This is a genomic window from Caballeronia mineralivorans PML1(12) (assembly GCF_001028175.1).
Taxonomy (GTDB): domain Bacteria; phylum Pseudomonadota; class Gammaproteobacteria; order Burkholderiales; family Burkholderiaceae; genus Caballeronia; species Caballeronia mineralivorans.
This window is the reverse complement of the sequence record NZ_AEJF01000136.1, coordinates 1-25,479: the sequence shown is the minus strand read 5'-3', so window position 1 is coordinate 25,479 and position 25,479 is coordinate 1. Positions and strand designations below refer to the sequence as shown.

Here is a 25,479-nt window from a genome sequence, read left to right as displayed (position 1 = left end):
GCAACCCGATCGCGCTGACGCGATCAAGTGCATTGCGAGGAAACAACTGATGCTTGTTCATTTGACGGGTAGATTCGTTACTCGAAAGCCGCCCGCTTACCGGGCATGAATTGCCAGCCCAAGGTAGTTCCTGCGGCCGCCAGGAGGATCAGCGCTGCACCGATAATCTGAAGCCACCCTAAGCGTTGACCGAAGGCGACCCGGTCAACAACTATTGCCACGACCGGATAGATAAACGACAACGCGCCTGTCATCGCAGTCGGCAATTTCTGAATCGCGCCATACAGCAGCACGTACATGACGCCCGTGTTGACCACGCCGAGTACGACGAGATCCGCCCAATGATTCGGCGTCGTGGGCAGGTGCTTGAAATCGACAAACGGTGCAAGCGTGACGATGCCAAGCGCCACATGCAATAACGCAATCAAATGGGGTGGTGTCCCCTTGAGCCGCTTGGTCACGATCGAACAAATGGCGTAGAGAAATGCCGCGCCAAGCGCATACGCGATACCTTCCAGATACTCGCCGGGTTTGGCCAACACCGCAGGCTCCACTCTAACGACCAGTACGAGACCCACGAATGCGACAGTGAGCCAGAAGATCGTGCGAAGGGTTATTCGTTCGCGAAACACCACCGCCCCGAGCAGTACTAGCATGAACGGCTGGGTGTTATAGACGGCTGTTGCCATCGAGATGGATGCTCGCGAATAGGCCGCAAACAGCAGGACCCAGTTGCCCACAATCGTGGCGCTGCCAAGTGCGACTAGTCCGAGCATGCGCCATGAAAACAGGCTCCGGCGCAACATTCCTTTGAACGCGCAGATCACAAGCAGCGTCGCCGCACCGAACACACAACGAATGAACACGACGTTCAGCGGCGATTGCTGCGACGACACGACGAGCCAGCCGACCGTGCCGGATATCAGCATCGCTACGCTCATTTCTACGCAACCAACGCGCGTCTCTCTGGAGCCCATCGCTTCGTCTTTTAAAATGGTTTCGGCTCCATCAGTCTAGTGGCGTCGCGAGCGAGATTCCATGTGTAAAATGAACGGACATCGACGTTTTAACTTCAAATCGAAGGCTCATTTGAAGAATCGCCTTTCTTCCCCGCCGGGTCTGGTCTTGCTCGACCAGACCGACCGCGAATTGCTCGCCGTTCTGTCCGAGGACGGCCGCATCGCCATGAGCGAACTCGCGCGCCGGATTGGATTGTCAGCGCCCAGCACGGCCGAGCGCGTGCGGCAACTTGAAGCGCGCGGCGTGATCCAGGGGTTCGCGGTCCGACTCGACCCCCGTGCGCTCGGGTACACGCTTCAGGCCATCGTTCGGGTCAAGCCATTGCCTGGACAGTTGCATCTTGTGGAAGAAGCGATCCGGCGCATTCCCGAATTCGTTGAATGCGACAAGGTCACCGGCGACGACTGCTTTGTTTGCCGGCTATTTCTCAAGACAATCGAACAGCTCGACGAGATTCTTTCGAAGATCACAGAGCGGGCCGAGACGAGTACGGCAATCATCAAGTCGACGCCTGTCGAACGACGCTTACCGCCCTTGGGTTGAGCGGCGTGCCGGGACATTCAAGCGTAGCGATGCAACCGCGTCCTGCAAACAATCCAGCAGCAGCGAAGCAGCCGCCGTCAGCGGACTGTCGCGGCGCGTCACTACGCCGATGGGTATTGGCGGCGGCAGGTCGACTATAGGCAACACGGCGATGCCTTCCCTCACCCACGGTTGGTCGAGCAAAGGCTCGGGCAACGACGCAACCGTGTCCGAGCCGCGCAGCAAGCCGTGCGCAATGACGAAGCTCGGACACTCGATAATTTTCTGCGGCACCGTCAACCCACGCGCGGCGAACAAATCGAGCAACCCGCGTGTCGAACTTTCAGGCGACGGATTCAACAGCCATTCCGCATCGACCAGTTCAGCAAGCGACGTGCATTGCGCGAGCGGATGACCTTCCCGCGCAACGACCACCGAGCTGATTTTGTATAGCTCGATGTAATCGAACTCGGGTCCCAGGTTTTCCGGCACGACCACAGCCACGACGAAATCAAGCGACCCGTCACGCAGGCGCGGCAATGCAACGCCCGGAAATCCTTCGATAAAACTCGCGCGTGCATGGGGCATCTTCGTTCGAAATGCCCGGAATGCTGTCGGCAAGACAGACGACGCGGCGGTCGGCGTGACGGCCGCCGCAACGCTGCCGGTCACCGCGCCTTTCATATGCGCGATGTCGTCTTCGGCGCGGCGCATTTCGCTCACCACCATCTGCGCGCGAATCCTCAATTGCAAGCCGAACGCGGTCAATTGCACGCCGCGCGCGGTACGCAGCACGAGGGGCACACCCAGGTCCTGTTCGAGCTCCTTTAACGCCTTCGTCAATGCCGCTTGCGAGAGATGCAGGCTACGCGCCGCCGCGCGGATGCTGCCCTGCTCGGCGACTGTCAGGAACGCGCGCAATTGATGGTATTTCATTGGGAATTCAAGGGTTTATACCGACAACTGTAGGTAGTCACAAATTAAATTAACTGTCTTTTGGTTTTCTTTGTGACTTTATATGCTTGACCGGAAGCAGTCACGTCGAACTATCGAAATGTAATAAGGAGTTGTTCATGCTGTCAGTCGATCCCGTCATTCCCGGAATTGCCGCCATCGCGCCCGACCTCATCGCCGTGCGGCGCCAGATCCACGCGCATCCGGAACTCGCGTTCCAGGAGCGGGCAACCAGCGATCTCGTCGCGAGCCTGCTCACGCAATGGGGCTACGACGTCACGCGCGGCCTCGGCAAGACCGGCGTGGTGGGGGTGCTGAAGCTTGGCGGCGGCAGCGGGCGTATCGGCCTGCGCGCCGACATGGACGCGTTGCCCATCGAAGAAGCGACAGGCCTCCCCTACGCGAGCGCCGTCCCGAAGACCATGCACGCCTGCGGTCACGACGGCCACACTGCGATGCTCCTGTGCGCCGCACGTTATCTCGCAGAAAGCCGGCAGTTTTCCGGGACGCTGACGCTGATCTTCCAGCCCGCTGAAGAGAGCTACGGCGGTGCACGCGCCATGATCGAAGACGGTCTTTTCGAGCAGTTTCCCTGTGACGCCGTGTTCGGCCTGCACAACATGCCCGGTTACGAAGCCGGCGGCATGAACTTCTGCACCGGGCCCGCGATGGCTTCCGCCGACCGCGCCACGATCGTGCTGCGCGGGGTAGGCGGCCACGGCGCGTTGCCGCATCTGTCGCGCGATCCCATGCCCGCTGTCGCCGGCATTATCCTCGCGTTGCAGAGCATCGTGGCGCGCGAAGTCGATGCGCAGAAGTCAGCGGTAATCTCGGTCGGCAGTGTGAAGGCAGGCGAAACCTTCAACGTGATTCCGCAAACCGCCGAGATGAAACTCTCTATCCGCGCGCTCGATCCCTCGGTACGCACGCTCTTGCGGGAACGCATCACGGCGCTTGTTCACGCACAGGCTGCGTCGTTCGGCGTGGAAGCGGATATCGACTATGAATGGGGTTATCCGGTGCTCGTCAACCATGCCGAACCAACCGCTTTCGCAGCCGAGGTCGCGCAGAAGATGCTCGGTACGCAACGCGTGGATACACAAGCGCACCCGCTCATGGGCAGCGAGGATTTCGCCTTCATGGCCGAGGTCGTGCCGGGTGCCTATGCGTGGATCGGCAATGGCGTCGAAGGCAAGGGGAGCTGCATGGTTCATAACCCCGGCTACGACTTCAACGACGACATTCTTGCCATCGGCGCGAGCTACTGGGTGCGCCTGACCGAAGCCTATCTAGTCGACTGAATCGCCGACTGAGCGATCCGGCCTTATCCCCAACTGCAGTTTCGAGAGAAGACATGAGCATACCGACCGTATCAAGCCTCGACGTTCCGCCGGGCGCGGCGCTGGATCAGCGCAAGCAAAGCCGCGTGCGGCTCGTCACCGCGGCAGCGGTCGGCAACGCGCTCGAGTTCTACGACTTCACCGTCTATGGTTTCTTCGCGCTGCTGATCGGCAAGCTCTTCTTTCCCGTGCAAGATCCAGTCGGGCAGTTGTTGCTCGCGGTCGCGAGCTTCGGCGTCGGTTTTTTCACCCGACCTGTGGGCGGTCTTGTGATCGGGATGTACGCCGATCGCGCCGGGCGCAAGAAGGCGATGGTGCTCACGCTCGGGCTGATGGCAGTCGGCACGGCGATGATCGCCGTAGCGCCGACCTACGGACAAGCCGGGATCGCAGGCCCCGTGATCCTGGTGATCGCCCGGCTCATTCAGGGATTTTCCGCGGGTGGTGAAGTCGGGGCATCGACCACGCTTTTGATCGAGCAAGCGCCGCCGAATCGGCGTGGCCTGTATGCGTCGTGGCAGTTCGCGAGCCAGGGTCTCGCCGCGCTCGCGGGCGCGTTGACCGGCGTTGCGTTAACGGCCTCGCTTTCGACCGCGCGACTCGAAAGCTGGGGGTGGCGCATGCCGTTCCTGATCGGCACGCTGATCGTGCCGGTCGGCTGGTGGTTACGCAGGACACTCGAAGAAGAGCCCGTGCACAAGCCGCAGCAAAAAGCGCCGAAGCTGCCTCTCCTCGATGTCCTCCGCGATCATCGGCGCGCCGTGCTGACCGGCCTGGGACTGACGATTGCCGGCACATCGGCGCATTTCATCATCGTTTTCTATCTGTCGATCTACGCCGTCAAGACACTCGGCCTGCCTCCGGGAATAGCGATGCTGTCGGGCTGTGTATCGGGCGCGATTCTTTTTCTGGTCGTGCCGATCGGCGGATACCTGAGCGACCGCTTCGGGCGCAACATCCTCGCGCAAGTCTCGCGTGTCTTGCTGTTGCTCGCCATCTATCCGGCCTTCGTTGCATTGAACCGATGGCCTACGGTCACTACGCTGCTCACGGTCGTCACGCTCCTCTCGTTGGTCCACGCGATCAATATTGGCGGCGTCGGCGCGATGCTCGGCGAGCTCTTTCCGCGCTCGGTGCGAGCGACCGGCGGTGCCGTGGTCTATAGCCTCGGGGTCGCGATTTTTGGCGGCTTCGCGCAATTCTTCGTGACCTCGCTGATCGTCGCGACCGGCAGTACGCTTGCGCCCGCGTGGTATGTGATCGGCTGCGGTTTGCTGGGGTTGATCGCCGTTGCGTTCATTGAAGAAGGGTCGCAGAAGGCGCTGGATTGATTGGCTTGCCCGCAGACACCATGAATGTCTAAGCGGGCTCGAAACAAAGCAGCGCTATCAATGCGGCGTCTCATTCAGGTCGTATTTCATGACCCGTCCGTGGCGCCCTTCCAGATCGCGCTCGCTGCTGTACACATCGCCATCCGGCAAACGACGCTGCACCAGGACCGCATCGAGCGCGGCTAGATCGGCGGTATCGAGCGTGGCCTGCATCACGCGCAAGTGATCGGGCAAATGATCGCCGCGTCGTACACCGACAATGATGGCCGCGACCTGTGGTTGCTGAAGCACCCAGCGCATGGCGATAGTCGGAATGGAAAGCGCATGACGCTCCGCAATTCCCTTCAGCGCGGATAGAAGCTGCTGAAACAAATCCCAGCCGCCGAAGTCGTCGACCATCAGTTTGTATTTGACGAGCGACCGGTTCTCCAGATCATCGGTCGGCTCGCTCATGCCGAGCCAGCGTTCCGACAGAAATCCCCCCGCTACGGTGCCGTAGCACAGCAACTGCATGCCCGCGCTCGCACAAAACGGCGAGAGTGCCGACGACGGCCGCTGATCCAGCAACGAATACTGAACCTGCATGCTGACGAGCGGCGTCCCGCCTTCCACAAGCTCGCGAGTGCGCGCGGTATCGAAATTGGTGCCGCCAAGATGCGCGATCTTTCCTGCCCGCTGCAACTCGGTAAGCCAGTGCGCCGTCTCGAGGTAACGCGGCACGTTGTAGTCCCACCAATGAAACTGCACGAGATCGAGACGTTCGACTCCAAGGCGAACCAGCGACCGGTCGATGGTCCGCTCGACCTGCTGCAGATCGAGCGTAGCCAAGGTCGCGAGATCGGGAACGTACTTGGTGTGAACGCGCAAATCGCGAAGACTGTCCTGGCCGTTGCGAGCGAGGTAATCGCGGCGGAATTCACCGATCAATTCTTCTACGCCCGTGTAGATATCCGCGCAGTCGAACGTCGTGATACCGGCTTCGTAGTAGGCCGCCATGTCGGCGATCGCCGTGGCGCGATCGACCGAACCATGACCACCCGCGAGCTGCCATCCGCCTTTGAGCAGACGCGAAATCGTATAGCCGGGGGCCAAGTCGATGCTGTACTGCGAACTCATTGCTGTTGCTCCGTGGAAGGAAGTTTGACGGCCGTGGTGTCGGCGTGGCTGAAACGGCGCAGACCCGTACGCACGATTCGGAAACGCGAGGGGCAGTTCGGATCGGGACAGGCGACTTCTGCGTCGGTACTCATCCAGTCATTCGGATGCAGCCGCCGTTGCTTCGATGCAAGCAGCGGCAACAGCGCCGCGAGCGAGTAGATGGAGAAACCTTGATCGGGCGGCAAATGCAGCATCTCGCCCTTCAACTCAAAGTAGTCACCCACCTTCGCGCCGCAATACAGCTTCGCCCCGTCCGGCGCGACGACCTCGACGCGCAGGTCGTATAACTCGAATACGTCGTCTGCGGAGTCGGTCGGGTGTTGCGTGGAAGCCATTGAACTCTCCTGGGAATAGCTGGCCAGCGGATATGCCGCATCGACATCGAAAACAACATCGTGCAGTCACAACATACACTTTGAGCGAGTGTACGTATCGTTATTTTGTACGTCAATACTGCACTGCGGCATCCAGTCAATACCAGAATCAAGCCAATTTCCGGCACTATCGCGATTATTTTCAACGATTTATTTTGACATGCTTGAATTCGTGTGCTGCCTGAGTGCACACTTCATATCACAATGTGTGCAGTCAGAATTTACAGGAGGTGGCATGAACAGCAACTTTCAAGGTGAACGAAGTCGCCCTCGTCATTGGCATCGATGGATGCTGGTCATTCCGTTCATCTGGCAGGCGTTATTGGCTCCGGCCGTAAACGACGTCGCAGTGAAACCGTTTGGCTTGCCGTTCCCCATGTTCTGGCAAATGGCGGGCATCGTCCTGGCGAGCATCGTCATCGGGCTTGTTTTCTTCATGGATCGCCGTGCTGGCGTAGAAGACGAGGAAGCGTCCTTCCTCGAGAAAACCTCTGCTTCTACGGGGGATGCGCAATGAAGATGGCAATCGTGTTGAGTATTCTGCTTGCGACGGTCCTAGGCGCAGTCGCTTACGGGCGACGCACCCGCAAGAGCGCAACCCTCGCCGAATGGGCCGTCGGCGGACGCAGCCTGGGCACGCTGATCTTCTGGTTCATGAATGCCGGCGAGGTCTACACCACCTTCGCTGTACTCGGTATTTCAGGCTATGCATGGGCGCTTGGCGCGCCCGCCTACCTCGCCTTCTGTTCCGTATCGATGAGTTACGCAGTCGGATACTGGCTGATGCCCAAGATCTGGAAAGCCGGCCGGCTTGGAAAACTCGTCACGCAAGCCGACTTCTTCGCAGCGCGCTTCGACGCGCCCTGGCTCGGCGTGATCACTGGCGTGATCGGAATCGCGTCGCTGATCGTGTATGTCCAGATCCAGTTGGTGAGCCTCGGACTGATCGTGCAACTCACGCTCGACGACACCATCTCGAGCCGCGCGGCAACCATTGTCGCGGGGCTGCTCATGATTGCGTTCGTGTTCGTCGCGGGCATCCGCTCGGCCGCATTCGCGGCCGGCGTGAAGGATGTGCTGATGATCGTGGTGGTGGTATTGCTGAGCGCGACCGTGGCAAGCAAGGTCGGCGCAGGTTCGTTACTCGATATCTTCGGCATGGTCGAAGCGAAGCATCCGGGCATCGGCAAGTTTCCGGGACTCGACGCCAGCTCGCCCACCACCGCGATCTGGCTGATGACATCCGCGATCAACATTGCATTCGGCAACTGGGTCTTTCCGCATCTGTTCCAGATGTCGTACTCGGCGCGAAGCGCCACATCCATTCGACGCAACGCCATCTGGCAACCGCTGTATTCGCTCGCGTATTTCTTCATCATCCTGCTAGGCTTCGCTGCGCTGCTCGCCAATACACATCCGCCCGGCGACAACCTGAACGCCGCGTTGCTGCAGTTCGTATCGGAGCGTTACCCGTCCTGGGTGATTGGCCTGGTGGCGGGAACCGGATTCCTGCTTGCACTTGCGCCGGGAGCCTTGCTGCTGGTCGCGGCGGGTTCGATCTTCACGCGAAATGTGGTGCGGCCGTTCGCTCCGCGTCTGAGCGAAGCTCAGTCGCTGGCGTTGTCACGTGCCTCGCTGGTTTGTTTTGCCGGCGTGGCCGTCTATTTGTCGCTCGCTCAGAAGGGCTCGCTGGTCAAGATTCTCCTCGATGCGTACTCGGCTATCGGCATGCTAGCCCCCGCCGTCTTCCTCGGTTTCATCTGGAGACGCACGAGTGCAACCGGCGTTCTCGCTGGCATGCTCGCCGGTTTCATCACCTTGCTCGCACCGTTCTCCGCGCACTACTGGGGAACACATTGGCCGCAGTGGGAACCCGGCTTGATCGCCATGGCGATCAACGCTGGCGTGACCATTCTGGTCAGCCTCGTCACGCCGGCACCCGCGCCGGCCGCCATTGGAATCGGCCTGCTGGACAGCGCCGCGCCGGCAACAACTTCTCGCAGCGGCTACAAGCTCGGTGCGTGAGACGCGGTCCCTGACACGCGCTTAAACCATCCATCGCCCTATCCACGTTTGCCCACGCCGCCATCGGCGCATGGCGAACGCGTCCTGCCTGACATCCTCGACACGCCTTCTGGAGATCGCCGTGAAAAAGAGCTGGTTCTGTATTGGCGCGTTAATTGCGTCGCCTCAAGTTGTATTTGCCCAAAGCAGCGTGACGCTTTACGGCCTCGTGACGGCAGGGGTTACCTACGTCAACAACACCGGCAAGGGGCCCGTATACGAGTCCGAGACTTGTGCGCCGCCCGGATGTAACCGATGGGGATTGAAGGGCCGTGAAGACCTCGGTGGCGGCAATGCAGCGATCTTCACGCTGGAGAACGGCTTCAATATCCAGAATGGACGGCTGGGCCAAGGGGGCACTGAATTTGGCCGGCAGGCGTTCGTTGGTTTGACGAATAACTACGGGACCATCACGCTTGGACGCCAGTACGATTCGTTGTCCGATACGGTTGGGATGTTTCCATCGAGCAATAACTTTGCGACCGGGTACGGTTCGCACTTCGGCGACCTGGACAACCTGAACCAGTCGATCCGCATCAACAACGTGATCAAGTATGTGAGCCCGATCTGGAACGGTCTTCAAGTCGACGGCATGTTCAGCCTCGGTGGTCAGGCAGGCGATTTTTCGACGAACCGCGTATGGGCGCTTGCCGGTTCGTACACCGCGGGGCCGTTCGCATTCGCAGCCGGTTACCTCGATATCAACACGCCCGCGACGAACGCGAACGGAACGGGCGGTGTCTATGCGTCGAACGGCAACTACGTGGGTTCGCTGAGCAACTACGTTGCTCTACAGGATGCGAACGCCATGAAGGTTCTTAGCGCCGGCGCGTCCTATTCGATTGGGAATGCGAACGTAGGCCTGGTCTATTCGCATACCGTCCTGAAGAACAGCCAGTATTTTGTCGCCAATGGTTTCGCTAACGCCGGAAGCGGCAGCGATTTCAAACTCGACAGCTATGAAGTGACGGCCACGTATCGCTTTACGCCTGCGCTGCTTGTGGGAGGCGCTTATATCTACAACGCGGGCAAGGCGGATTATGAAGGGCTGAAGCCGACCTTCCAGCAAATCAACCTGGGCGCCAACTATTCGCTATCGAAGCGCACCAGTCTCTTCGCCGTGGCCGTGTTCCAGAAAGCAGGCGGAGACGGCATAGCGCCCGTATTCAACTCGGCCGGCGCTAACGTGGGCCGGACAGCGATAGCGGAAATCGCTGGTGCCGGAGTCGACTCGAGCTCGGCGAAACAGGTACTTGTGTCGGTAGGGATTACGCACACGTTTTGAAACGCCGCTGCCGAGAGTGGCTCACACTCCACCCGGTTTTGACGTTAGATTCGCCGCATTGAAAGCGGACCGCAACCAGCTCTCAAACGTCATCGCAGCTTGTGAGCTGGTGTTATAGCCTCTCGATCGAACCAGGTAATAAGACGTCACGTCGATGCTGAACCGGGCGTCGTCGAAAGGCGCGATAAGCCGTCCGTCTCTCAGTTCCTCCGCAGCCAGAACCTCGCTTTCCAGTACGACGCCAAGACCGTCGACTGCAGCCTCGATCGCCATGACCGACCGATCGAGCCAGAGTTCGTTGTCGGGCCGGACTTCCTCGTCGCAAACCCGCCTCAAGTACTCCGACCATGTCAGCCCGTTGGACGAATGAATCAGCGTGGCCCGCAAAAGATCCCGTGGATTCTTCAGCGCGAGTGTGGTGGCCAGCACAGGGCTGCACAACGGGCGCAGCCGCTCAACCAACAAGGGCTCGACATCGAGCTTCGAAGTATGCGGATGACCATAGGCGATCGCGATATCGAATCGAGTCGTCTCGAGGTCGTCATGATCGGACAGCGTGGATAGCCGGATCCTGATTTCCGGATTGGCGCGCAGGAATTCCGGAAGCCTGGGTTGCAGCCACTTGGCGGCGAAACTTGGACCCGATGCAACCACCAGATAGCCTCGCTGCGACTGCGGCGCGACCAGATTAGTGGCGTCGGCGATCACACCGAACGCGCGTTCGATCTCGCGGGCGTAGGTGCGCCCCGCGGCCGTGAGAACGGCTCGCCCCGGATGCCGTTGAAACAACGGCACACCCAAAAAATCCTCGAGTTGCTGGATGTGGTGACTGACCGCTGACGGCGTGACCGCGAGCTCTTCCGCGCCGAGCGCAAAGCTTCCCCTTCGTGACGCCGCTTCGAACGCAAGCAGCGCCTTGAGCGGGGGCAGGCGGGATTTCGTCGTGCTTCTAGTTGAGCTCATTTCACGAGGTGCTGAGTTATATGCGTTGGCGCCGGTATTTTCGCCTGCCTATGATCTTTTCTGACGGCGGTCAGCAAGAGCAAGTCGTATGCCAAATGTTGTACTTCGACGAGCATGGCGCCGGCGGCGGTCGTCCGATGTGTCGGCCGATGTGATGCTACGCAACCCAGATTATCCCGCCAATGATGAGATATGGCCGGATAACGAGCCAACGGAGTGAACGATGAAAGAAGGACTTCTGCAAGCATCCCGCGATTTTTTGGTCAGATACGGCGGCGACGCCTTCCCGAACCTGTTCACGTCCGCCAAGGGCACTATCGTAAAGGACAGCAACGGACGTGAATACCTGGACTTCACTTCAGGGCAGATGTGCGCCACGATCGGGCACAACCATCCGGCGATTGTCGAAGCCGTTCACCGGGCAGGCGAGAAGGCCTTCCACATGTTCAGCGGCATGATTCCCGAGGTCGTGGCTGAACTCGGGCAGACGCTTGCACGCGACTGGTTGCCTGGCGATATCAAGAAGACGATCTTCATCAACACCGGGTCTGAAGCGACCGAGGTCGCGCTGCGCATGGCGAAGATGTACACCGACGGCTATGAAGTCCTGGCTCTGGGTGGTTCGTGGCATGGCATCACGGGCGGTGCGAGTACCGTGTCCTTCGCTAGCGACCGCAAGGGATACGGCGTTCCCGCACCCGGCGTGTTCCTGATTCCCGAGCCGAATTCATATCGCCCATACATTCAGGGGGCAACGCCGGAAGAATCGGCACTGGCAAACCTGAACCTGGCACTGAAGATGTTCGACATGCAGTCGAGCGGCCGGGGCGCGGCGATCATTGTCGAGCCCGTTATCAGCGCGGGGGGTGTCCTGGTGCCTCCGCGTTCATTCATGCAAGCACTGCGCAAGGCGGCGGACGACCGCGGCATGCTGCTCATTTTCGATGAAGCGCAAACGGCATTTGGCCGTATAGGAACCCGGACCGGATCTGAATTTTTCGATGTCGTTCCCGACATCATGACTATGTCGAAAACGCTCGGTGGAGGCTTGCCGCTCGCCGCGGTATCGACGACCGTAAAGATCGAAGAAGTCCTCCACCAGAAACACTTCACGTTTTACACAAGCCACGTTTCAGACCCGCTGACGGCTGAAGTTGGACTTGCGGTCTTGAAGGTGATCAAGGAAGAAAACCTCATTGCGCGCGCGAACGAAATGGGGGGCTACCTGCGTAGCCGCCTTGAAGAATTGCAGCGGCGCTATGAGGTGATCGGCGACATCCGGGGCGCGGGCCTTCTGCTTGGCGTCGAACTGGTGACCGACCGGGCATCGCGCAATCCGGCTCACGAACTCGGTGCAATGACGACCAGGAAATGCTTTGAAAACGGTCTGAGCATGAATATTCGCCGTCGGCCGGAACGCGGCTCCGTATGGCGCATTGCGCCTCCGCTTACGGTTTCAACGGACGAGATCGATCGTGCGGTGGACATCCTCGACAAGGCGTTGCGCGACAGTCTCGATGAGACAGCAATCGCGAAAGCTGCCTGAGCGTTGCGATCAGGATCGAACGGATTTCATTCAATACTGGGGAAACCATGAAGCACATTGCGGCGAGACATTGGCTAGTCATTGCGGCCGTTACGGGCTTTGGACTTACTGCGCCCGCGGTGCACGCGGAAAGTCCGACACTGGAAAAAATCCGTTCGTCGAATACGCTTACGCTTGGCTATCGCGAATCGTCGATTCCGTTTTCTTTTCTTGGTGCAGACCAAAAGCCGGTGGGTTTCTCGCTCGACCTTTGCGCCGCGATTGCGGAGAAGTTAAAGGCGGATCTGAAGATGCCGAGGCTAAATGTCGCCTATCTCGCGGTCAGTGCGGCAAACCGGATACCGCTCCTGCAAAACGGCACGATCGACATTGAATGCGGAAGCACCACCAACACAGCCGAACGCCAGCAGCAGGTCGGGTTTTCGGTCGCCACCTTCGCCGGCGCGCCGACCTGGCTGACGACCGCGTCGTCGGGTATTACAGACGAGAAAGGGCTTCAAGGTAAGACGGTCGTGATGACGCAGGGTTCGCTGAACCTCGGTCTCGCCATGAAGATCAATAGCGATCTAAAGCTCAATATGACGATCCTTCAATCCAAGGAGCAAGCCGAATCTCTTTTATTGCTGCGCACAGGGCGCGCTTCTGCATGGTTTGAAGACAACATTCTGGAGGCAGGTCTCGTCGCCGGATCGCCTGAACCCAAGACATTTCGATACCTGCCAAACGCAGGCGGGCAGGTCTATTACTACGGCTTGATGATTCCAAGGAACGACCCGGAATTCAAGTCTCTGGTGGATGGCGCCCTACGCGCTCAAATGGCATCCGGGGAATTTTCAAAGACTTACACCAAGTGGTTCACCCAGCCCATTCCGCCCCACGGACAGAACCTTGCGTTGCCCATGAACGAAGCGCTCAAGGCTCGCGTAGCGGCGCCCAGCGATTCTCTTACCCCGTAGCGCTGCAGCCCGCGTAAGCCGTGACCGGCTAAAGGCGGACCGTTTCAAGGGGTCTCTGCCTCAAGACATTCACATCATCTGGCCGTCGACCTGTTACCCGATGTGGCGCCCCGTCGCGGGCGCCCTTTCAGTGAGGGAAAAGCAATGCAAGTGCTCTTTGACCAGGCAGCCGACGGTGGCACCTACCTTGGCTGGTTGATGTCCGGCCTTTTCTGGACTTTGCTCCTGTGGTTTGTTTCCGGCGTGCTCGCGTTCGCCATAGGCATTGGCGTCGGTGCGGCTCGCACCGTCCGCCATCTTCCACTGCGAATTGCGGCGCGGCTTTATGTTCAGGTGTTCCGCAATGTCCCGCTCCTCGTGCAAGTGTTCCTTTGGTACTTCGTCCTTCCCGAAGTAATCCCAACCACATGGGGAAGTGCAATCAAGCAGATCGCGCCGCCCTGGGCAAGTTTTTATCCCGCCGTAGCCGGACTTAGTTTGTACACGGCATCACGTATTGCGGAACAGGTTCGCGCCGGCGTCAATTCTCTCTCCGATGGCCAGAGAAAAGCAGCAGACGCGCTTGGCTTGACCGCCTTTCAGACTTACATCCTGATTCTATTGCCGCAGGCACTTCGCATCACCATTCCAACGCTGACCAGCGAAGCACTTGGCCTCCTCAAAAATACGTCCGTCGCGCTGACGATCGGCCTGCTTGAGATCACTGCCCGGGCGGCACAGATCAATGAGTTCACGTTCAGGACGTTCGACGCGTTTGCGAGTGCAACCGTTCTGTACTTGCTAATCGCGCTCGTGTTGCATCAAGTCGCGTTTCAGGTGGAGCGGATCCTTCGTATTCCTGGAATGAGCCCAAACAATACGCCCAGAAAGTAGGTGACCTCATGTCCTTTGACTTCGCTGCTGTCGTCAGCGCTACTCCGTACCTGCTGCAAGGACTTCTCTTTTCCGTCGAGCTCACGCTGGTGGCCATGATTGGCGGAATGCTGTTAGGGACGTTCATGGCAATCATCAGGCACATGGGCGTGCCGGTTGCTGCCGAGGCCGTTCGCGCATACGTCACCCTGATGCGTTCCATTCCCCTGATCCTTGTTCTTTTTTGGTTCTTCTTTCTAGTTCCACTGTTGCTGGGTCACCTGACGCCCACCGGCCACTCGATACCGCTCGGCCCAAGGTTCACCGCTTTTATTACCTTTACCCTTTTTGAATCTGCTTACTATGCGGAGATTGTGCGGGCCGGACTTAAGGCAATCGACAAAGGGCAATATGAAGGCGCAAAGGCACTTGGTCTTTCCACCTCATCCATGTATTGGAGTGTTGTCGTTCCGCAGGTTTTGCGGGCAACCGCACCAATAATCGTGTCGCAGACAATCATCCTGTTTCAGGACACGGCACTGGTGTATGTGCTGTCTCTTACCGACTTCCTCGGTGCGGCGGCAAAGATCGCTCAGCGCGATTCGAAACTCGTGGAATTTTATTCGACGGTCGCGGTTGTCTATCTGCTCATTTGCTCGATAGGGTCTGAGCTCTCGGAAAGCTTCCGGAAAAAACAAGGGCAGCGTTCATCCAACGGCAGGCTCGAACGCGCAAAACGCATGTTCGGCCTTGCCCGTCCTTAAATCATCGTTACCTTCAAGGTCTGATCATGGATGACGCATTTTCAACTCAAAACGAAATCCTTCAGATCGAAGGGCTTGAGCAAAGCTATGGAGCGATTTCTGTCCTGAAGGGCATCGATCTTCGCGTCAAGAAAGGAGAGCGGATCGTCATATGCGGTCCATCGGGTTCGGGCAAGTCGACGTTGATCCGGTGTATCAATGGACTTGAGACATTCAAGTCCGGAACGATCCATGTAACCGACGTGCATAACGGTGAGCGCTTGAGACAGCTCAAGGATATTCGTCGCGAAGTAGGCATGGTCTTTCAGAGTTTCAATCTGTTTCCGCATTTATCGGTGGTTGAAAACTGCATGCTGGCACCCGTCAAAGTGCGCGGCGTGAAGAGGACCGAGGCACGAGAAAGAGCGCTTTATTTTCTGAATAAGGTCCGGGTCCTCGATCAAGCGAAAAAATATCCCGGGCAGTTATCGGGCGGACAACAACAACGGGTCGCGATAGCACGTGCGTTATGCATGCAGCCTTCCATCATGCTCTTCGATGAACCAACCTCGGCGCTCGATCCGGAAGTCGTGCAAGAGGTGCCGGCCACCATGGTTGGCCTTGCGAAAGAAGGCATGACGATGATTTGCGTCACGCACGAAATGGGGTTCGCGCGAGAAATCGCCGATCGCGTTATTTTGATAGACGGGGGGAAAATCGTTGAAGAAGCAGCGCCCGCACAATTTTTCGACACGCCCCGGCACGAACGCACGAGGGCATTTCTCGGCCGCGTGCTTCGCGGACATCCCGAAACGGCACGAGGACTGGCGCATAGCTGAGCAGCGACCGTCGCGAGACCCGCAAGACCCCTCAGGGATTCGGCGGTGTAACCGACAAGATGATCTCGGTTTGTTTATCCGACTCATTCCGGTAACGATGGGCCAGCCGTCCATCGAAGGAAACGCTCTCACCGCCGACAACGGTGTAGTCGACACCGGCAATCTCCGCGATGAGCTCACCCGCAACCACATAGACACACTCCGTTGAAGCGTGACCGCGTGGCTCCTCGGCTGATGTCTGGCCGGGATCGAGCACTGCCCGCAGCACTTCGAGCTGACCGTTGCCGGCGGTCAGCCGTTCATAGGTCACTTGCCCCATGGGGGCGATTAGTCTTGCGCGGTTGCCGGGCCGGCTGATCCACACAGACGGCGCCGCCGTTGCGGTAAAAAGGGACGCGACGGATTCGCCGAATACACCGGCTAGTCGCCGCATGGTTTCCAGGCTGGGATCGGTGACGGATCGTTCGACCTGGCTCAACAACGTTGCGGATACGCCTGCCTGACTTGCCAGGTCCCGCAACGACAGGCCGTGGGCAGTGCGCAATTCCTTAAGTCTCTCGCCGATCACGATGTAGCCACCCGCTTGTAAAGTCTCAATTAACAAAAATAAGTATATGGAGGCCACCGCAAGCGGTCAAGCCGGTGGCAAACCACCTTGGCAAGACTGGCCGAATACCTCGCCAAGCCAGCCCACAGGGGAGCACACAGCGCTCGGTACTTTACGGAGCGGCGACGAAGCAGATTTGGAAAGCGCGATGGAACCGCATCGCGTGTGCAGTATTTCTTCACAACAGGCTCTGGCGAACGCGCCACATTCTGAAGAACCGCGTGAAGCGAAACATTACGCGATAAAAGCCGCAGATCACTTGAACCGGTAGTTCACTGCGGCGAGGAAATTCAATTCGGTCCGGCGTTCGGTGATCGGGCTGTTCCCTGCATTGTGCTCAAGCCGGCCGGCCGTCAGCGAAACCGAACCCACCCATTTCTTCGAGAAATCGTAACTGACATAGGTATTCAGGTGGATGTCCCGGATGCCCGAACTGGTGTTATATACCGGCAAACCAGACGCAGCGCTTTGACTGGCCGACACGCCGAACAGCGTACGGTTATAGACGGCGTTGGCCCACGTCACGCCCGGTCCAATAGACACCAGCAGCTTCGACGTCAACGGCATATTTGCCACCAGATCGCCACTGACAAGCAAACCCTGCCCCGTGCCCGCGATGTCCTGATAAGCCGCGACCGAACCCGTCAGCAGCGACACCGAATAGTCGGCAAACACCTTCAGCTTCGGACCGTAGTGCACGTTGCCCAGGCCGCGCAGGTGCGGATCGTCGGACTCGTTACGCGATTGAAAATCGAAGCTGATCGCCGTGCCGAAATGATAAGCCGGGCCTTTCAGGAGATTGATGCCGAGTACGTCGAGACCTTGCGAGAAGATCCGGTCGTCGTAGGAGATATCGAGCGATGGCAGCGGCAAAACCTGGAACGAACGCGAACCAGGGTATTTCGGTGAGACCATCAGCGCAGGGCCGACCGAGATTTTCCATGGATCGGCGGGGCTCGCATCGGGAGCGGCGCTTTGCTCGTCGGCAACGGCGTTCGTGACCCAGACGCACGTGAAAGAGACTAGGGTGCAACGGCAAAAATCGGCAAACTTCACTGCGGGTTCCCTGGCATGTCGAGTCCTTAGGGCTCGTGTGGACTGAACGTCATCAACGGCTTGGCTCGGTCGCCCGCACCACTCGCCGCTTCGTTCAGGCGCAAGAATACGCCAATCTCCCGCATGCCGATTTTCCGCTAGCCGTTAATCACACCGCGCGACCTCGCGCCGCTCGGCATTGTGCATCGGAAAGTCCGCGAACGCACAACTCATGAGGCCATGCAGCGCTGCGCTGCCAACGGGATCGCGATCCGCATGCGTCACGCTCACCTGGTAACCGACCGCCCCGCTCGCACGTTCGACAAACTGGATCGTCAGCGCATGGACGTAGCGTTTGGGTCCAAACCAATTCTTCTCCGGCGCCACGTCGTCGCATGCGCTCTCCGGCGCGCCCGTGCACGCGGCACGCACACGCACGGCTTGCGGGCGGGTTGCATAACCCAGCTTCACGAGGTAGTCCGCGCTGTTCGGAGGCATCGGCCGAAAACCCTTGGTGGCCAGCGCTTCATCAAGCCAGCGGGCGGGCGCCGCGTTGGTCGCGGCATCGCCCTGAGGCTCGACACTCGACGATTGCAGCGCATAGGTCTTGACGCTGCTCGTCGTGAAATCGCCTCCGAATTTGTCCCCGAATTTGTCCCGATACGCGCTGATCCGCACCGGCTGCTCGCTAGCGCAGCCGGTGAGAAGTGCGAGAAGAAAAACGGCGCCTGCTATCGATCGTATGTTCACTTCGTTCCCCAGAAAACGTTTATTGCTTTTGCGCCGCGGGTTCGTTGTCGCTCGCTTCACGCGGCTCGACGGTCTGTGCGCGCAGGGTGATCGTCACGGTCGTCCCCTGGTCCGGCGCGCTTTTAATAGCAATCTCGCCTGCGTGGCGGCTGATCACCGTCTTGACGAACGCCATCCCGAGCCCGGTTCCGTCGCTTGGCGGCTGACCATCGAGATGAAAGCGCCGGAAGCGTTCGAACAAATGCGCCTGCTGCTCGAGCGCGATGCCGTAGCCCATGTCCTGCACGACGCACACGATCGCCCCCGGCATCTCGCTGACGATGCAGTCCACACGCGTAGCAGGCGGGCTGTATTTCACCGCGTTGCTGAGCAGGTTGATGAGCGCGCGCGTCATCAGGGACCGGTCGGCCAGGACCCAGAACGCTTCGCCTTCGCTCTCGCAACGCACCTCGATGTCCTTCGCGTGCGCGAGCGGCCAGATCTCGTCGCTGGCGTCGATCGCGAGTTCGTGCAGGTTCAGCAGTTCGAGGCTGTAATGCTGCGACTCGGCGCGCGCGAGTTGCACGAAGTCATCGGCTAGCGCGAGCGTGCGCCGTGCGTAGCGTTCGACGCGCTCCATCAGGTCCATCGCGCGCGTGGAGTCGATGTGCGGCCGCTCGGTGTCGAGCAGCGCGAGAATCGACGCCTGCGGCGAGCGCATGTCGTGCGACAGCAGATGCAGCATGTCGTCGCGCTGGCGCTCGGAGGCATGCAGCGCGGTGATATCGACCCAGCTCGCGATCCACCCAAGCGATCCGCCCGCGCTCGTCGTGCAGGGCGCATAACGCAGCATATGGTCACGCCCATGGCGATCGCGCACTTCGATGCCGTGCATCATGACCTCGGCGTGACGCTCGACACGCGGGTCGAGCATCGCCGGCCATGACATCCCGCTGGGCAGTGCGCCGCTGCTGTCCTCGTCGACCAGACGCACGAAGTGGAAGTCACTGAAGATCTGCACGATCGACATGTCGTTGAAACGCACGGGGCCGAAATGCAGCCGTGCGGGATCGTTGACCATCAGGATGCGGCCGTCGCGGTCGCAAACCATGATTGGCTCCGGCAAACTGTTCAGGCTGTCCCAGATGAACTGCCGCATATTGCGCTGGCGCTGCACCGCCTGGCGCGTGAGTGCGATCAGGCGCTCGAGCAGATCGCCCGCCGCGCCCTGGGGTTTCTGCTCGGCCCCGGGCAGCAGGTTGGGCTCGGCGGCAAGCAGGCGCAGCTCCTGTCCGAGATAAGACATGGCGACCTCGAGACGCCGCCAGCTCCACAGCAGATAGATCAGCGCAAGGCCGCCGAGCGCCGGCACCGGCGAGAGCCAGCGCGAGCGCAAGTACACCATGCAGGCGCTGGAAATCAGACTGGCGCAGGCCAGCGCGATGGTGAGTATCAGCGACTGGAACGGCGACATCACCAGCAGGCCCGCGAGCAGGATGCCTATCGGCACGAGGCTCGTCCAGCCGGCCGCCTTGTTGCTGACCGGTTCGATGGCGCGGCCGTCGAATAATCCATCGAGGATAGTCGCGTAGATATCGACGCCCGGCAGCTCGCCCACATCGCCTGAAATCGGCGTGGCAAAGCGGTCGCGCAGGCCGGCCGCCGTTGCACCGACCAGCACGATCTTGCCCGCGAAAAATTCAGGCGGAACCGAGCCTTGCATCGCGGCCGCGAACGACACCCGCGGATAATCCAGCGACGTATGCGAAAACGGAATCATCATCCGGTGCGCACGTTTCAGCTCTCCCGCGCCCGCCGGACCTGACGCAGCAAAAGCCGCATCGGCCGCCGCCGGTTCGATGCCGGGCAGTGGCGCATCCGGGCCACGCATCGCGCGATAAACCGGCACCGTGATGCTCGGCCACCAGTTCTTGCCGCTGCCCTCGAACAGCGAGACGCTGCGCACGATGCCGTCCTGATTCACTTCCAGATCGATATGACCCACGCCCGCCGCCGCCGCGCGCAACACCGGAACGGGTTCGACCGCCGCGGGCTCGTTCTGGTTGACGGGCAGGCGATCGACGAGAAGCGGCAGATAGGTCGGCACGTGCTTCATTGCCTGGGCGAAAGCGGCGTCGCCGGGAGAAGGCTCGGTGAACAGCACGTCGTAGGCAACGCTGGCCGGCTTCGCCTTCGCGAGTTGATCAAGCAGCGCTGCGTGGGTCTCGCGCGGCCACGGCCAGCGCCCGAGTTCCGCGATGCTCTCGTCGTCGACCGCAACGATCACAATGCCGGCCGACGGACGGCTCGCCGAGTGCGACAGCAACTGATCGTAGATCAGGAAACTTGCGCGCTCCGTCAACGGGCTCACGACGCCGTAGAGTACGGCGGCAACGCCCACCGCGCCAATCAGCATCCACTCGAGGAAGAAGCGCTTGCCTATCGACGGTCCCGGCCAGCGCGGGTTGCGAAAGGGGAAGCGCCATGGCATGGGTCGCGCCTACCGCGTTTGAGTGAACGACCGGATTTCGCTCGGAATCGACAGGAGCCGGCCGTTTTCGAAGGTATCGACAACAATCGTCCAGTAGTACTTTCCGGGCGCCAGATGCGCCACCGACATCTCGCCGCCCGACACGTCGAGCAGGTCGATGAGCGGCGCGCTCAGGTCCGCATGACTCGACAGGATGAAGCGATACCGCGTGCCCTGCCCGTTGCCGTCCACATGCCAGCGGAACACGTAGCCATTGCCTTCGATCGGCGTAGCCGCCGCGTTGGTCGTATCGAGATGGCGGCTGAACGTGAAGACCTGCGGCAAACCGTCGATGCCGTGCGTGTCCATGGCCGAGACACGCACGAAATAGTTGCCGTCGGGAATGTTGTCGAACGCCGCATGCAGGCCGGTCGTGCGCTGGTCGCGAAGCAGGTCGAGAAAATCGGCATCGGTCGCGATTTCCGTACGGTATGCACCGGCGCCATCGACCGGCGTCAGGTCGAATGCAACTTGCGGAGCACGCTGCAACTTGTCCGGATCGACAATGTCCGGCGGATCGAGCAGCCGCACCGACGCGCCCGCGGTCTGGCCCGTGCGAGTCACGTTGCCGTAGCCGGCCAGAACGAGTGTCTGCGCGCCGCTCTGAACCGGTAGCGGGGCGGCGTTATCGGCACCGGCTCCGTCCACGCCGATCTTGCCCGCCAGCACCTCGACGGTGGTCGCATCCTGCGCGGCCAGGTAGTTCACCCGGAAACGCGTGCCGCGCACACCTGCCACCACCGACGGCGAACTGACCCGGAACGAGTCGCGCGGGTTCTTGAACGGCGTGACGTCGGTCGTGACCTCGCCTTCCTTCAGGTCGAACTGGCGTTCAACCGCGCCGGTCAGCACCGTGGTCCGCAATCGCCCGATCTGGATACGGCTGCTCGACGGCAACACAACGTGCGAGCCGTCGGGCAGCGTCATGGACACGAACGCGTCGCGGCCGGTCTGGATTTCGTCGCCCTCCACCAGCAGCGTCCCCGCGCTCAACGGCACGGGCGGCGCGCCCGCAGCGCCTTCTTTCTCGACGTTGCCTCGGACCGCCACCACCTGCGCCGTCAGCAATTTCTGCCTGAGGCGCGAGGTGGGTAGGGAGAGACGGGTATTGATCTGCAAGTGGCGCGGATTCGCAACGTGATTGATGTCGCGCAACAGCCGCCAGTCGACAGGACTCTGCATATAGCGGTCCGCGAGCGTATAGAGCGAATCGTCGGCACGCACTACATACGGCGTCATGTCCTGCGGCGGCACGCGTTTGGCGTGCGCCGGCTGGATCGAACAGACGATCGCGACGATGCCGGCCACCGCCATTGCGGTTTCCAGCCCCGTACGTGGACGTTGATGCGCCGCCGGACCGCGCCTGTTTTTATGGAACCCGTTCACGGCGATTCATTCCCCACTTTTTCCAGCCGGTAGCCGTAGCTATAAATGGGTGTTATGCGGTAACCGTTTTGCGGTCGCAACACCAGCTTGGAGCGAATCTGCGACACATGGGTATCGATTGTCCGCGAGGGAATATCCACGTCTTGCCGCCAGACCGATTCGCGGATATGGCTGCGTGACAGTGGCCTCGACAGGTTACGAAAGAGCAGCAGCGCAAGCTCAAATTCCTTTTGCGTCAGCGCGGCCGGCGCTTCGCTGACCAGTGCGGTCTGAGTAGTGAGATCGAATCGATAAATGCCGTACGTTTCCTGGGTCACCTCGTGCTGCTGCATGTAAATCCGCCGCAACAACGCTTCCACGCGCGCGAGCAGCACAGGCCGCGACACCGGTTTGAGGATGTAGTCGTCCGCACCGGCATTGAGCATCTGGACGATATCGGCTTCAACGCTGCGGCTCGTCAGGAAGAGGACCGGCAGATTCGTGGTGAGGTTTTTCCTGACCCATTGCAGTACGACGTCGCCCGGCATTTCCGGCATGTTCCAGTCGAGCAGCAGCAAGTCGTAAGGCTGACGCCTCAGCTCATGGATCAGGCTCTTGCCGTCCGTAAACACTTGGCAGAGGTGCCCGGCCGCGGTCAGTGTCTGAGCCACAAACTCCGTCTGGCTCAGGTCGTCGTCCAGCACGCAAATCCTCATTGCCTGATATCCCGTTAAATAGTCAAGACGGCCCTGTCGTTTATTTTGCTTAACACCCAATGCCAATGCAGATTATCGCGTTCGTTTTATTATACTTTTTACCGCGATTCAACGCATTTGAACCAGCATCCGGTCAAAGCTTTTCATGACATGATCCCACGCCGCATCCGAGTAATCCTCACGCGCCCGCGCACACATGCAGGCAAATGCCATCAATCGCCGCGCCGTCTGTTCGCAATAAGTCAGCGGCATTGGGGCGGCTTCATCTTCGCGAAATCCCGCAAAATGATCCTGAGTGCGGTCCACCGAACGGTTCAATGTCTCCAGTCGCGTTCGCAAAATATCCGCCAGCCATGGCAGCTCGGCCGCGCATGAATCGCTGTAAGCCTCTATCGCCGCGCGCGCATGCGAATCCGACGCGAGATCCAGCGTCACATAACGCAAGCTATCAGTCGATTGCCCCGGCTGGATTTTCGACTTCCACGCAAGTGGGCCACCACTGGATTTATTCAACATTCGAAGCACCCGGTACTGTCCTGTTACCCGACATAAACAATCGGCCTGGATACGTTGGATTCCCCACGTCCCGTTTCTTGCACTCCGGTCTAGGCGGACTCTACGAGATCGCTTAAAAGCGACTGCACCGCGACGTCCTGCATATGACTCAGACCGGAATCCCGTAGCGTCAATAAACGGTTGCGCCAATAGTTCGCGTGAAAAATCGCGCCATCGGCTCCCGTCGCAAGACAACGAGACATGATCGCCTCAATATGTACTATTTCCGCGTCGATAATGACGGACGCACGATTCCCTTGGTATAGCGTTTTGGTATTCACTAATATCCCCGAAAACTGACATCTTGACCGTGCGGCGAACCAGCCTCTCAGCGCTGAATAAAACGGCTCGCCTTCGTGGGATGGCATTCCTTAGCGCATAACGCCGGAAGTGTTTTTTCCCACCGATTTTATTTACCGAGGGACAAACCAGAACTGTCCTTCGATGATGCACTTTACTGCCAATCACTAGGCCATTTAACGTACTTTTCAGTATTTAACACTTCATTCGCCCGGCATCGGTATGGATGTCAAAGAGGGACCGCAAGCACAGCATTTGCGTGTTCGGTAAGTAAATTGTCAGTCTATGCCGCGCCCTATTTCCGTGTCCGTACGCTGCATATCACAGGGTGTTCCCTAGCGGCCATTGTGCTCGCGGCGTTTAAAATTCGTCGGCGCAAATCTCATCGATTTATCAACCCTTATCAACTCTTATAACTCTTTACAGTCACTCATGAAATCTTTCTTGCTGAAGCTGTCCGCATTCGCGTTCATCGGCGGCGTTGTTGCCGCGACCACCGTCCAGGCCGCTGAACTGCATGTCATGAGTTCCGGTGGATTTACCGCCGCCTATAAGATCCTCGGGCCAAAATTCGCGGCGGCAAGCGGCAATACCTTGGACACCGCCCTGGGTCCGTCGATGGGAAAAGCGCCCGAAGCCATCCCGAACCGGCTGGCCAGGGGCGAACCGGCGGACGTGGTGATCATGGTGGGTTACGCGCTCGACGACCTCATCAAGCAAGGCAAGGTCATGCCCGGTTCGCGCGTCGAACTCGCCGATTCCGCTATCGGCATGGTGGTTCGCGCCGGTGCACCGAAGCCGGACATCGGCACGGTGGCGGCTTTGAAGGAGGCGTTGCTGCACGCGAAGTCGGTCGCCTATTCCGACAGCGCGAGCGGCGTGTACATACAGAACGAGTTGTTCAAGCGCCTGGGTATCGAGGACCAGATCCGGCCCAAGGCCACGATGGTGCCGAAGATTCCGGTGGCGTCAGTGGTGGCCACCGGTGACTACGAACTCGGCTTCCAGCAGGTGAGCGAACTGCTGCCCGTGCCGGGCGTGACGTTCGTTGGCAAGATTCCCGAATCGGTGCAGTCGATCACGCGATTCGCGGGCGGCATCCCGGTAGGCGCGCAACATCCGGCCGAAGCGAAGGCGCTGCTCGACTACCTAGCTTCGCCGGAGGTCTCACCAGTCGTCAGGCAGACGGGGCTCGATCCGGTCACGCCGCACTGAACGCTGAAGGGGGATGTCTCAAGACCGATCTGTACTGACCCAGTCGCCGCAAGCCACCGTGCATTGCAGACCCGACATGCGGCCGGCTTCGTCAATGGCAGCTTCCAGCGCGGCGAATGGAAAGGTCTTCAATTCGACGGACTCCAGCGGCAACTGGCCCGAAGCCACCAGCGCAACCAGCGCGAGATAGTCGCCGGGCGTGTACATGAAGTGGCCGATCAGTTCCCGACTGTGCAGCAGCATCTCGCCATAGGGAACCGGCAGGTCCACCAGCATGCTGCCCATCAGCACGAGGCGCCCCCCGCGGCGCAAGCTTCTTAGCGTGGCTAGCGTGGCGTTAGCATCGCTGGCATTGCCGACCATGTCGAAGGCCAGGTCCGCGCCGCCGCCCGCAGCCGAGCAGATGGCCGCCACGTCCTGCGCAGCATCGCCCGAGAGCACGACCGGCACCACGCGGCCTCGTCCGAGCTCCACGAGCGT

The 25,479-nt window shown here is 59.8% G+C and carries 25 protein-coding genes; 12 read left to right on the top strand and 13 right to left on the bottom strand.

The genetic code is table 11. From position 1 onward, the window contains the following. Positions 1-77 precede the first annotated feature (77 nt). Positions 78-977 (bottom strand): DMT family transporter, encoded by a 900-nt coding sequence (locus tag EOS_RS22220; RefSeq protein WP_047848864.1) that lies wholly within the window; start codon positions 975-977, stop codon positions 78-80. A gap of 112 nt (positions 978-1,089) precedes the next feature. On the opposite strand from EOS_RS22220, the gene EOS_RS22215 reads away from it, so the two are divergent. Further along, positions 1,090-1,563, top strand: a complete 474-nt coding sequence (locus tag EOS_RS22215; protein ID WP_087881984.1) for an Lrp/AsnC family transcriptional regulator — start codon at positions 1,090-1,092, stop codon at positions 1,561-1,563. Here the strand turns inward: EOS_RS22215 and EOS_RS22210 are convergent. After that, positions 1,546-2,478 (bottom strand): LysR substrate-binding domain-containing protein, encoded by a 933-nt coding sequence (locus tag EOS_RS22210; protein WP_047848862.1) that lies wholly within the window; start codon positions 2,476-2,478, stop codon positions 1,546-1,548. The two genes, EOS_RS22215 and EOS_RS22210, sit on opposite strands and share 18 nt — an antisense overlap. 137 nt (positions 2,479-2,615) lie before the next feature. On the opposite strand from EOS_RS22210, the gene EOS_RS22205 reads away from it, so the two are divergent. Both EOS_RS22205 and EOS_RS22200 read left to right on the top strand, forming a co-directional pair. Beyond that, entirely contained in the window at positions 2,616-3,797 is a 1,182-nt protein-coding gene (locus EOS_RS22205) for a M20 aminoacylase family protein (protein WP_047848861.1), read from the top strand. Positions 3,798-3,850: 53 nt separating this feature from the next. Then, positions 3,851-5,167, top strand: a complete 1,317-nt coding sequence (locus tag EOS_RS22200; RefSeq protein WP_047848860.1) for an MFS transporter — start codon at positions 3,851-3,853, stop codon at positions 5,165-5,167. Between the two features lie 57 nt (positions 5,168-5,224). Here the strand turns inward: EOS_RS22200 and EOS_RS22195 are convergent, their stop codons facing one another. Both EOS_RS22195 and EOS_RS22190 read right to left on the bottom strand, forming a co-directional pair. Next, a complete protein-coding gene (locus EOS_RS22195; RefSeq protein ID WP_047848859.1) occupies positions 5,225-6,283 on the bottom strand; it encodes an aldo/keto reductase in 1,059 nt (352 codons plus the stop codon). Then, positions 6,280-6,660 (bottom strand): TIGR04076 family protein, encoded by a 381-nt coding sequence (locus tag EOS_RS22190; RefSeq protein ID WP_047848858.1) that lies wholly within the window; start codon positions 6,658-6,660, stop codon positions 6,280-6,282. The genes EOS_RS22195 and EOS_RS22190 overlap by 4 nt, the downstream gene beginning before the upstream one ends. A 274-nt stretch (positions 6,661-6,934) precedes the next feature. On the opposite strand from EOS_RS22190, the gene EOS_RS22185 reads away from it, so the two are divergent. The 3 genes from EOS_RS22185 to EOS_RS22175 all read left to right on the top strand — a co-directional run bounded on the left by EOS_RS22185 (position 6,935) and on the right by EOS_RS22175 (position 10,048). After that, positions 6,935-7,216, top strand: a complete 282-nt coding sequence (locus EOS_RS22185) for a DUF3311 domain-containing protein (protein WP_047848857.1) — start codon at positions 6,935-6,937, stop codon at positions 7,214-7,216. Continuing rightward, positions 7,213-8,724 (top strand): sodium:solute symporter family protein, encoded by a 1,512-nt coding sequence (locus EOS_RS22180; RefSeq protein ID WP_047848856.1) that lies wholly within the window; start codon positions 7,213-7,215, stop codon positions 8,722-8,724. The genes EOS_RS22185 and EOS_RS22180 overlap by 4 nt, the downstream gene beginning before the upstream one ends. A gap of 121 nt (positions 8,725-8,845) precedes the next feature. After that, positions 8,846-10,048 (top strand): porin, encoded by a 1,203-nt coding sequence (locus EOS_RS22175; RefSeq protein WP_047848855.1) that lies wholly within the window; start codon positions 8,846-8,848, stop codon positions 10,046-10,048. 21 nt (positions 10,049-10,069) lie between these two features. Here the strand turns inward: EOS_RS22175 and EOS_RS22170 are convergent, their stop codons facing one another. Beyond that, positions 10,070-11,011 carry a LysR substrate-binding domain-containing protein gene (locus EOS_RS22170; protein ID WP_047848854.1) on the bottom strand — a complete coding sequence of 314 codons (942 nt, stop codon included), beginning with the start codon at positions 11,009-11,011 and terminating at the stop codon, positions 10,070-10,072. A gap of 223 nt (positions 11,012-11,234) precedes the next feature. Between EOS_RS22170 and EOS_RS22165 the strand changes: the two genes are divergently transcribed. The 5 genes from EOS_RS22165 to EOS_RS22145 all read left to right on the top strand — a co-directional run bounded on the left by EOS_RS22165 (position 11,235) and on the right by EOS_RS22145 (position 15,947). Continuing rightward, positions 11,235-12,557 (top strand): aspartate aminotransferase family protein, encoded by a 1,323-nt coding sequence (locus EOS_RS22165; RefSeq protein ID WP_047848853.1) that lies wholly within the window; start codon positions 11,235-11,237, stop codon positions 12,555-12,557. Positions 12,558-12,604: 47 nt separating this feature from the next. Beyond that, positions 12,605-13,513 (top strand): amino acid ABC transporter substrate-binding protein, encoded by a 909-nt coding sequence (locus EOS_RS22160; RefSeq protein ID WP_047848852.1) that lies wholly within the window; start codon positions 12,605-12,607, stop codon positions 13,511-13,513. Between the two features lie 144 nt (positions 13,514-13,657). Next, positions 13,658-14,386 carry an amino acid ABC transporter permease gene (locus tag EOS_RS22155; protein ID WP_047848851.1) on the top strand — a complete coding sequence of 243 codons (729 nt, stop codon included), beginning with the start codon at positions 13,658-13,660 and terminating at the stop codon, positions 14,384-14,386. 8 nt (positions 14,387-14,394) lie between these two features. Beyond that, positions 14,395-15,129, top strand: a complete 735-nt coding sequence (locus tag EOS_RS22150; protein WP_063779106.1) for an amino acid ABC transporter permease — start codon at positions 14,395-14,397, stop codon at positions 15,127-15,129. 26 nt (positions 15,130-15,155) lie between these two features. After that, positions 15,156-15,947, top strand: coding sequence for an amino acid ABC transporter ATP-binding protein (locus EOS_RS22145; protein WP_087881983.1), 792 nt, complete (start codon positions 15,156-15,158; stop codon positions 15,945-15,947). 31 nt (positions 15,948-15,978) lie between these two features. Here EOS_RS22145 and EOS_RS22140 read toward each other — a convergent pair whose 3' ends face one another. The 7 genes from EOS_RS22140 to EOS_RS46375 all read right to left on the bottom strand — a co-directional run bounded on the left by EOS_RS22140 (position 15,979) and on the right by EOS_RS46375 (position 23,445). Then, the gene (locus EOS_RS22140; protein WP_047848850.1) at positions 15,979-16,515 is read right to left on the bottom strand and encodes a cupin domain-containing protein; all 537 of its coding nucleotides are present in this window, start codon (positions 16,513-16,515) and stop codon (positions 15,979-15,981) included. Positions 16,516-16,809: 294 nt separating this feature from the next. Then, complete coding sequence (locus EOS_RS22135; RefSeq protein WP_047848849.1) at positions 16,810-17,610, bottom strand: MipA/OmpV family protein; 801 nt, start codon at positions 17,608-17,610, stop codon at positions 16,810-16,812. A gap of 144 nt (positions 17,611-17,754) precedes the next feature. Further along, on the bottom strand, positions 17,755-18,339 hold the full coding sequence (locus EOS_RS43630) for a DUF4136 domain-containing protein (protein ID WP_160312517.1): 585 nt from the start codon (positions 18,337-18,339) through the stop codon (positions 17,755-17,757). A 19-nt stretch (positions 18,340-18,358) separates the two neighbouring features. Beyond that, a complete protein-coding gene (locus tag EOS_RS22125) occupies positions 18,359-20,809 on the bottom strand; it encodes a CHASE2 domain-containing protein (RefSeq protein WP_047848848.1) in 2,451 nt (816 codons plus the stop codon). 9 nt (positions 20,810-20,818) lie between these two features. Then, entirely contained in the window at positions 20,819-22,162 is a 1,344-nt protein-coding gene (locus EOS_RS22120) for a FecR domain-containing protein (RefSeq protein WP_053064009.1), read from the bottom strand. A 68-nt stretch (positions 22,163-22,230) separates the two neighbouring features. Next, positions 22,231-22,929: a response regulator transcription factor gene (locus EOS_RS22115; protein ID WP_047848846.1), complete on the bottom strand. Its 699-nt coding sequence runs from the start codon at positions 22,927-22,929 to the stop codon at positions 22,231-22,233. A gap of 108 nt (positions 22,930-23,037) precedes the next feature. Then, entirely contained in the window at positions 23,038-23,445 is a 408-nt protein-coding gene (locus tag EOS_RS46375; RefSeq protein WP_053064008.1) for a hypothetical protein, read from the bottom strand. A gap of 771 nt (positions 23,446-24,216) precedes the next feature. On the opposite strand from EOS_RS46375, the gene EOS_RS22100 reads away from it, so the two are divergent. Then, positions 24,217-24,999 carry a substrate-binding domain-containing protein gene (locus tag EOS_RS22100; RefSeq protein ID WP_047848844.1) on the top strand — a complete coding sequence of 261 codons (783 nt, stop codon included), beginning with the start codon at positions 24,217-24,219 and terminating at the stop codon, positions 24,997-24,999. Between the two features lie 18 nt (positions 25,000-25,017). Here the strand turns inward: EOS_RS22100 and EOS_RS22095 are convergent. Further along, on the bottom strand, positions 25,018-25,479 hold a 462-nt coding region (locus EOS_RS22095), incomplete at its 5' end, for a zinc-binding dehydrogenase (RefSeq protein WP_047848843.1).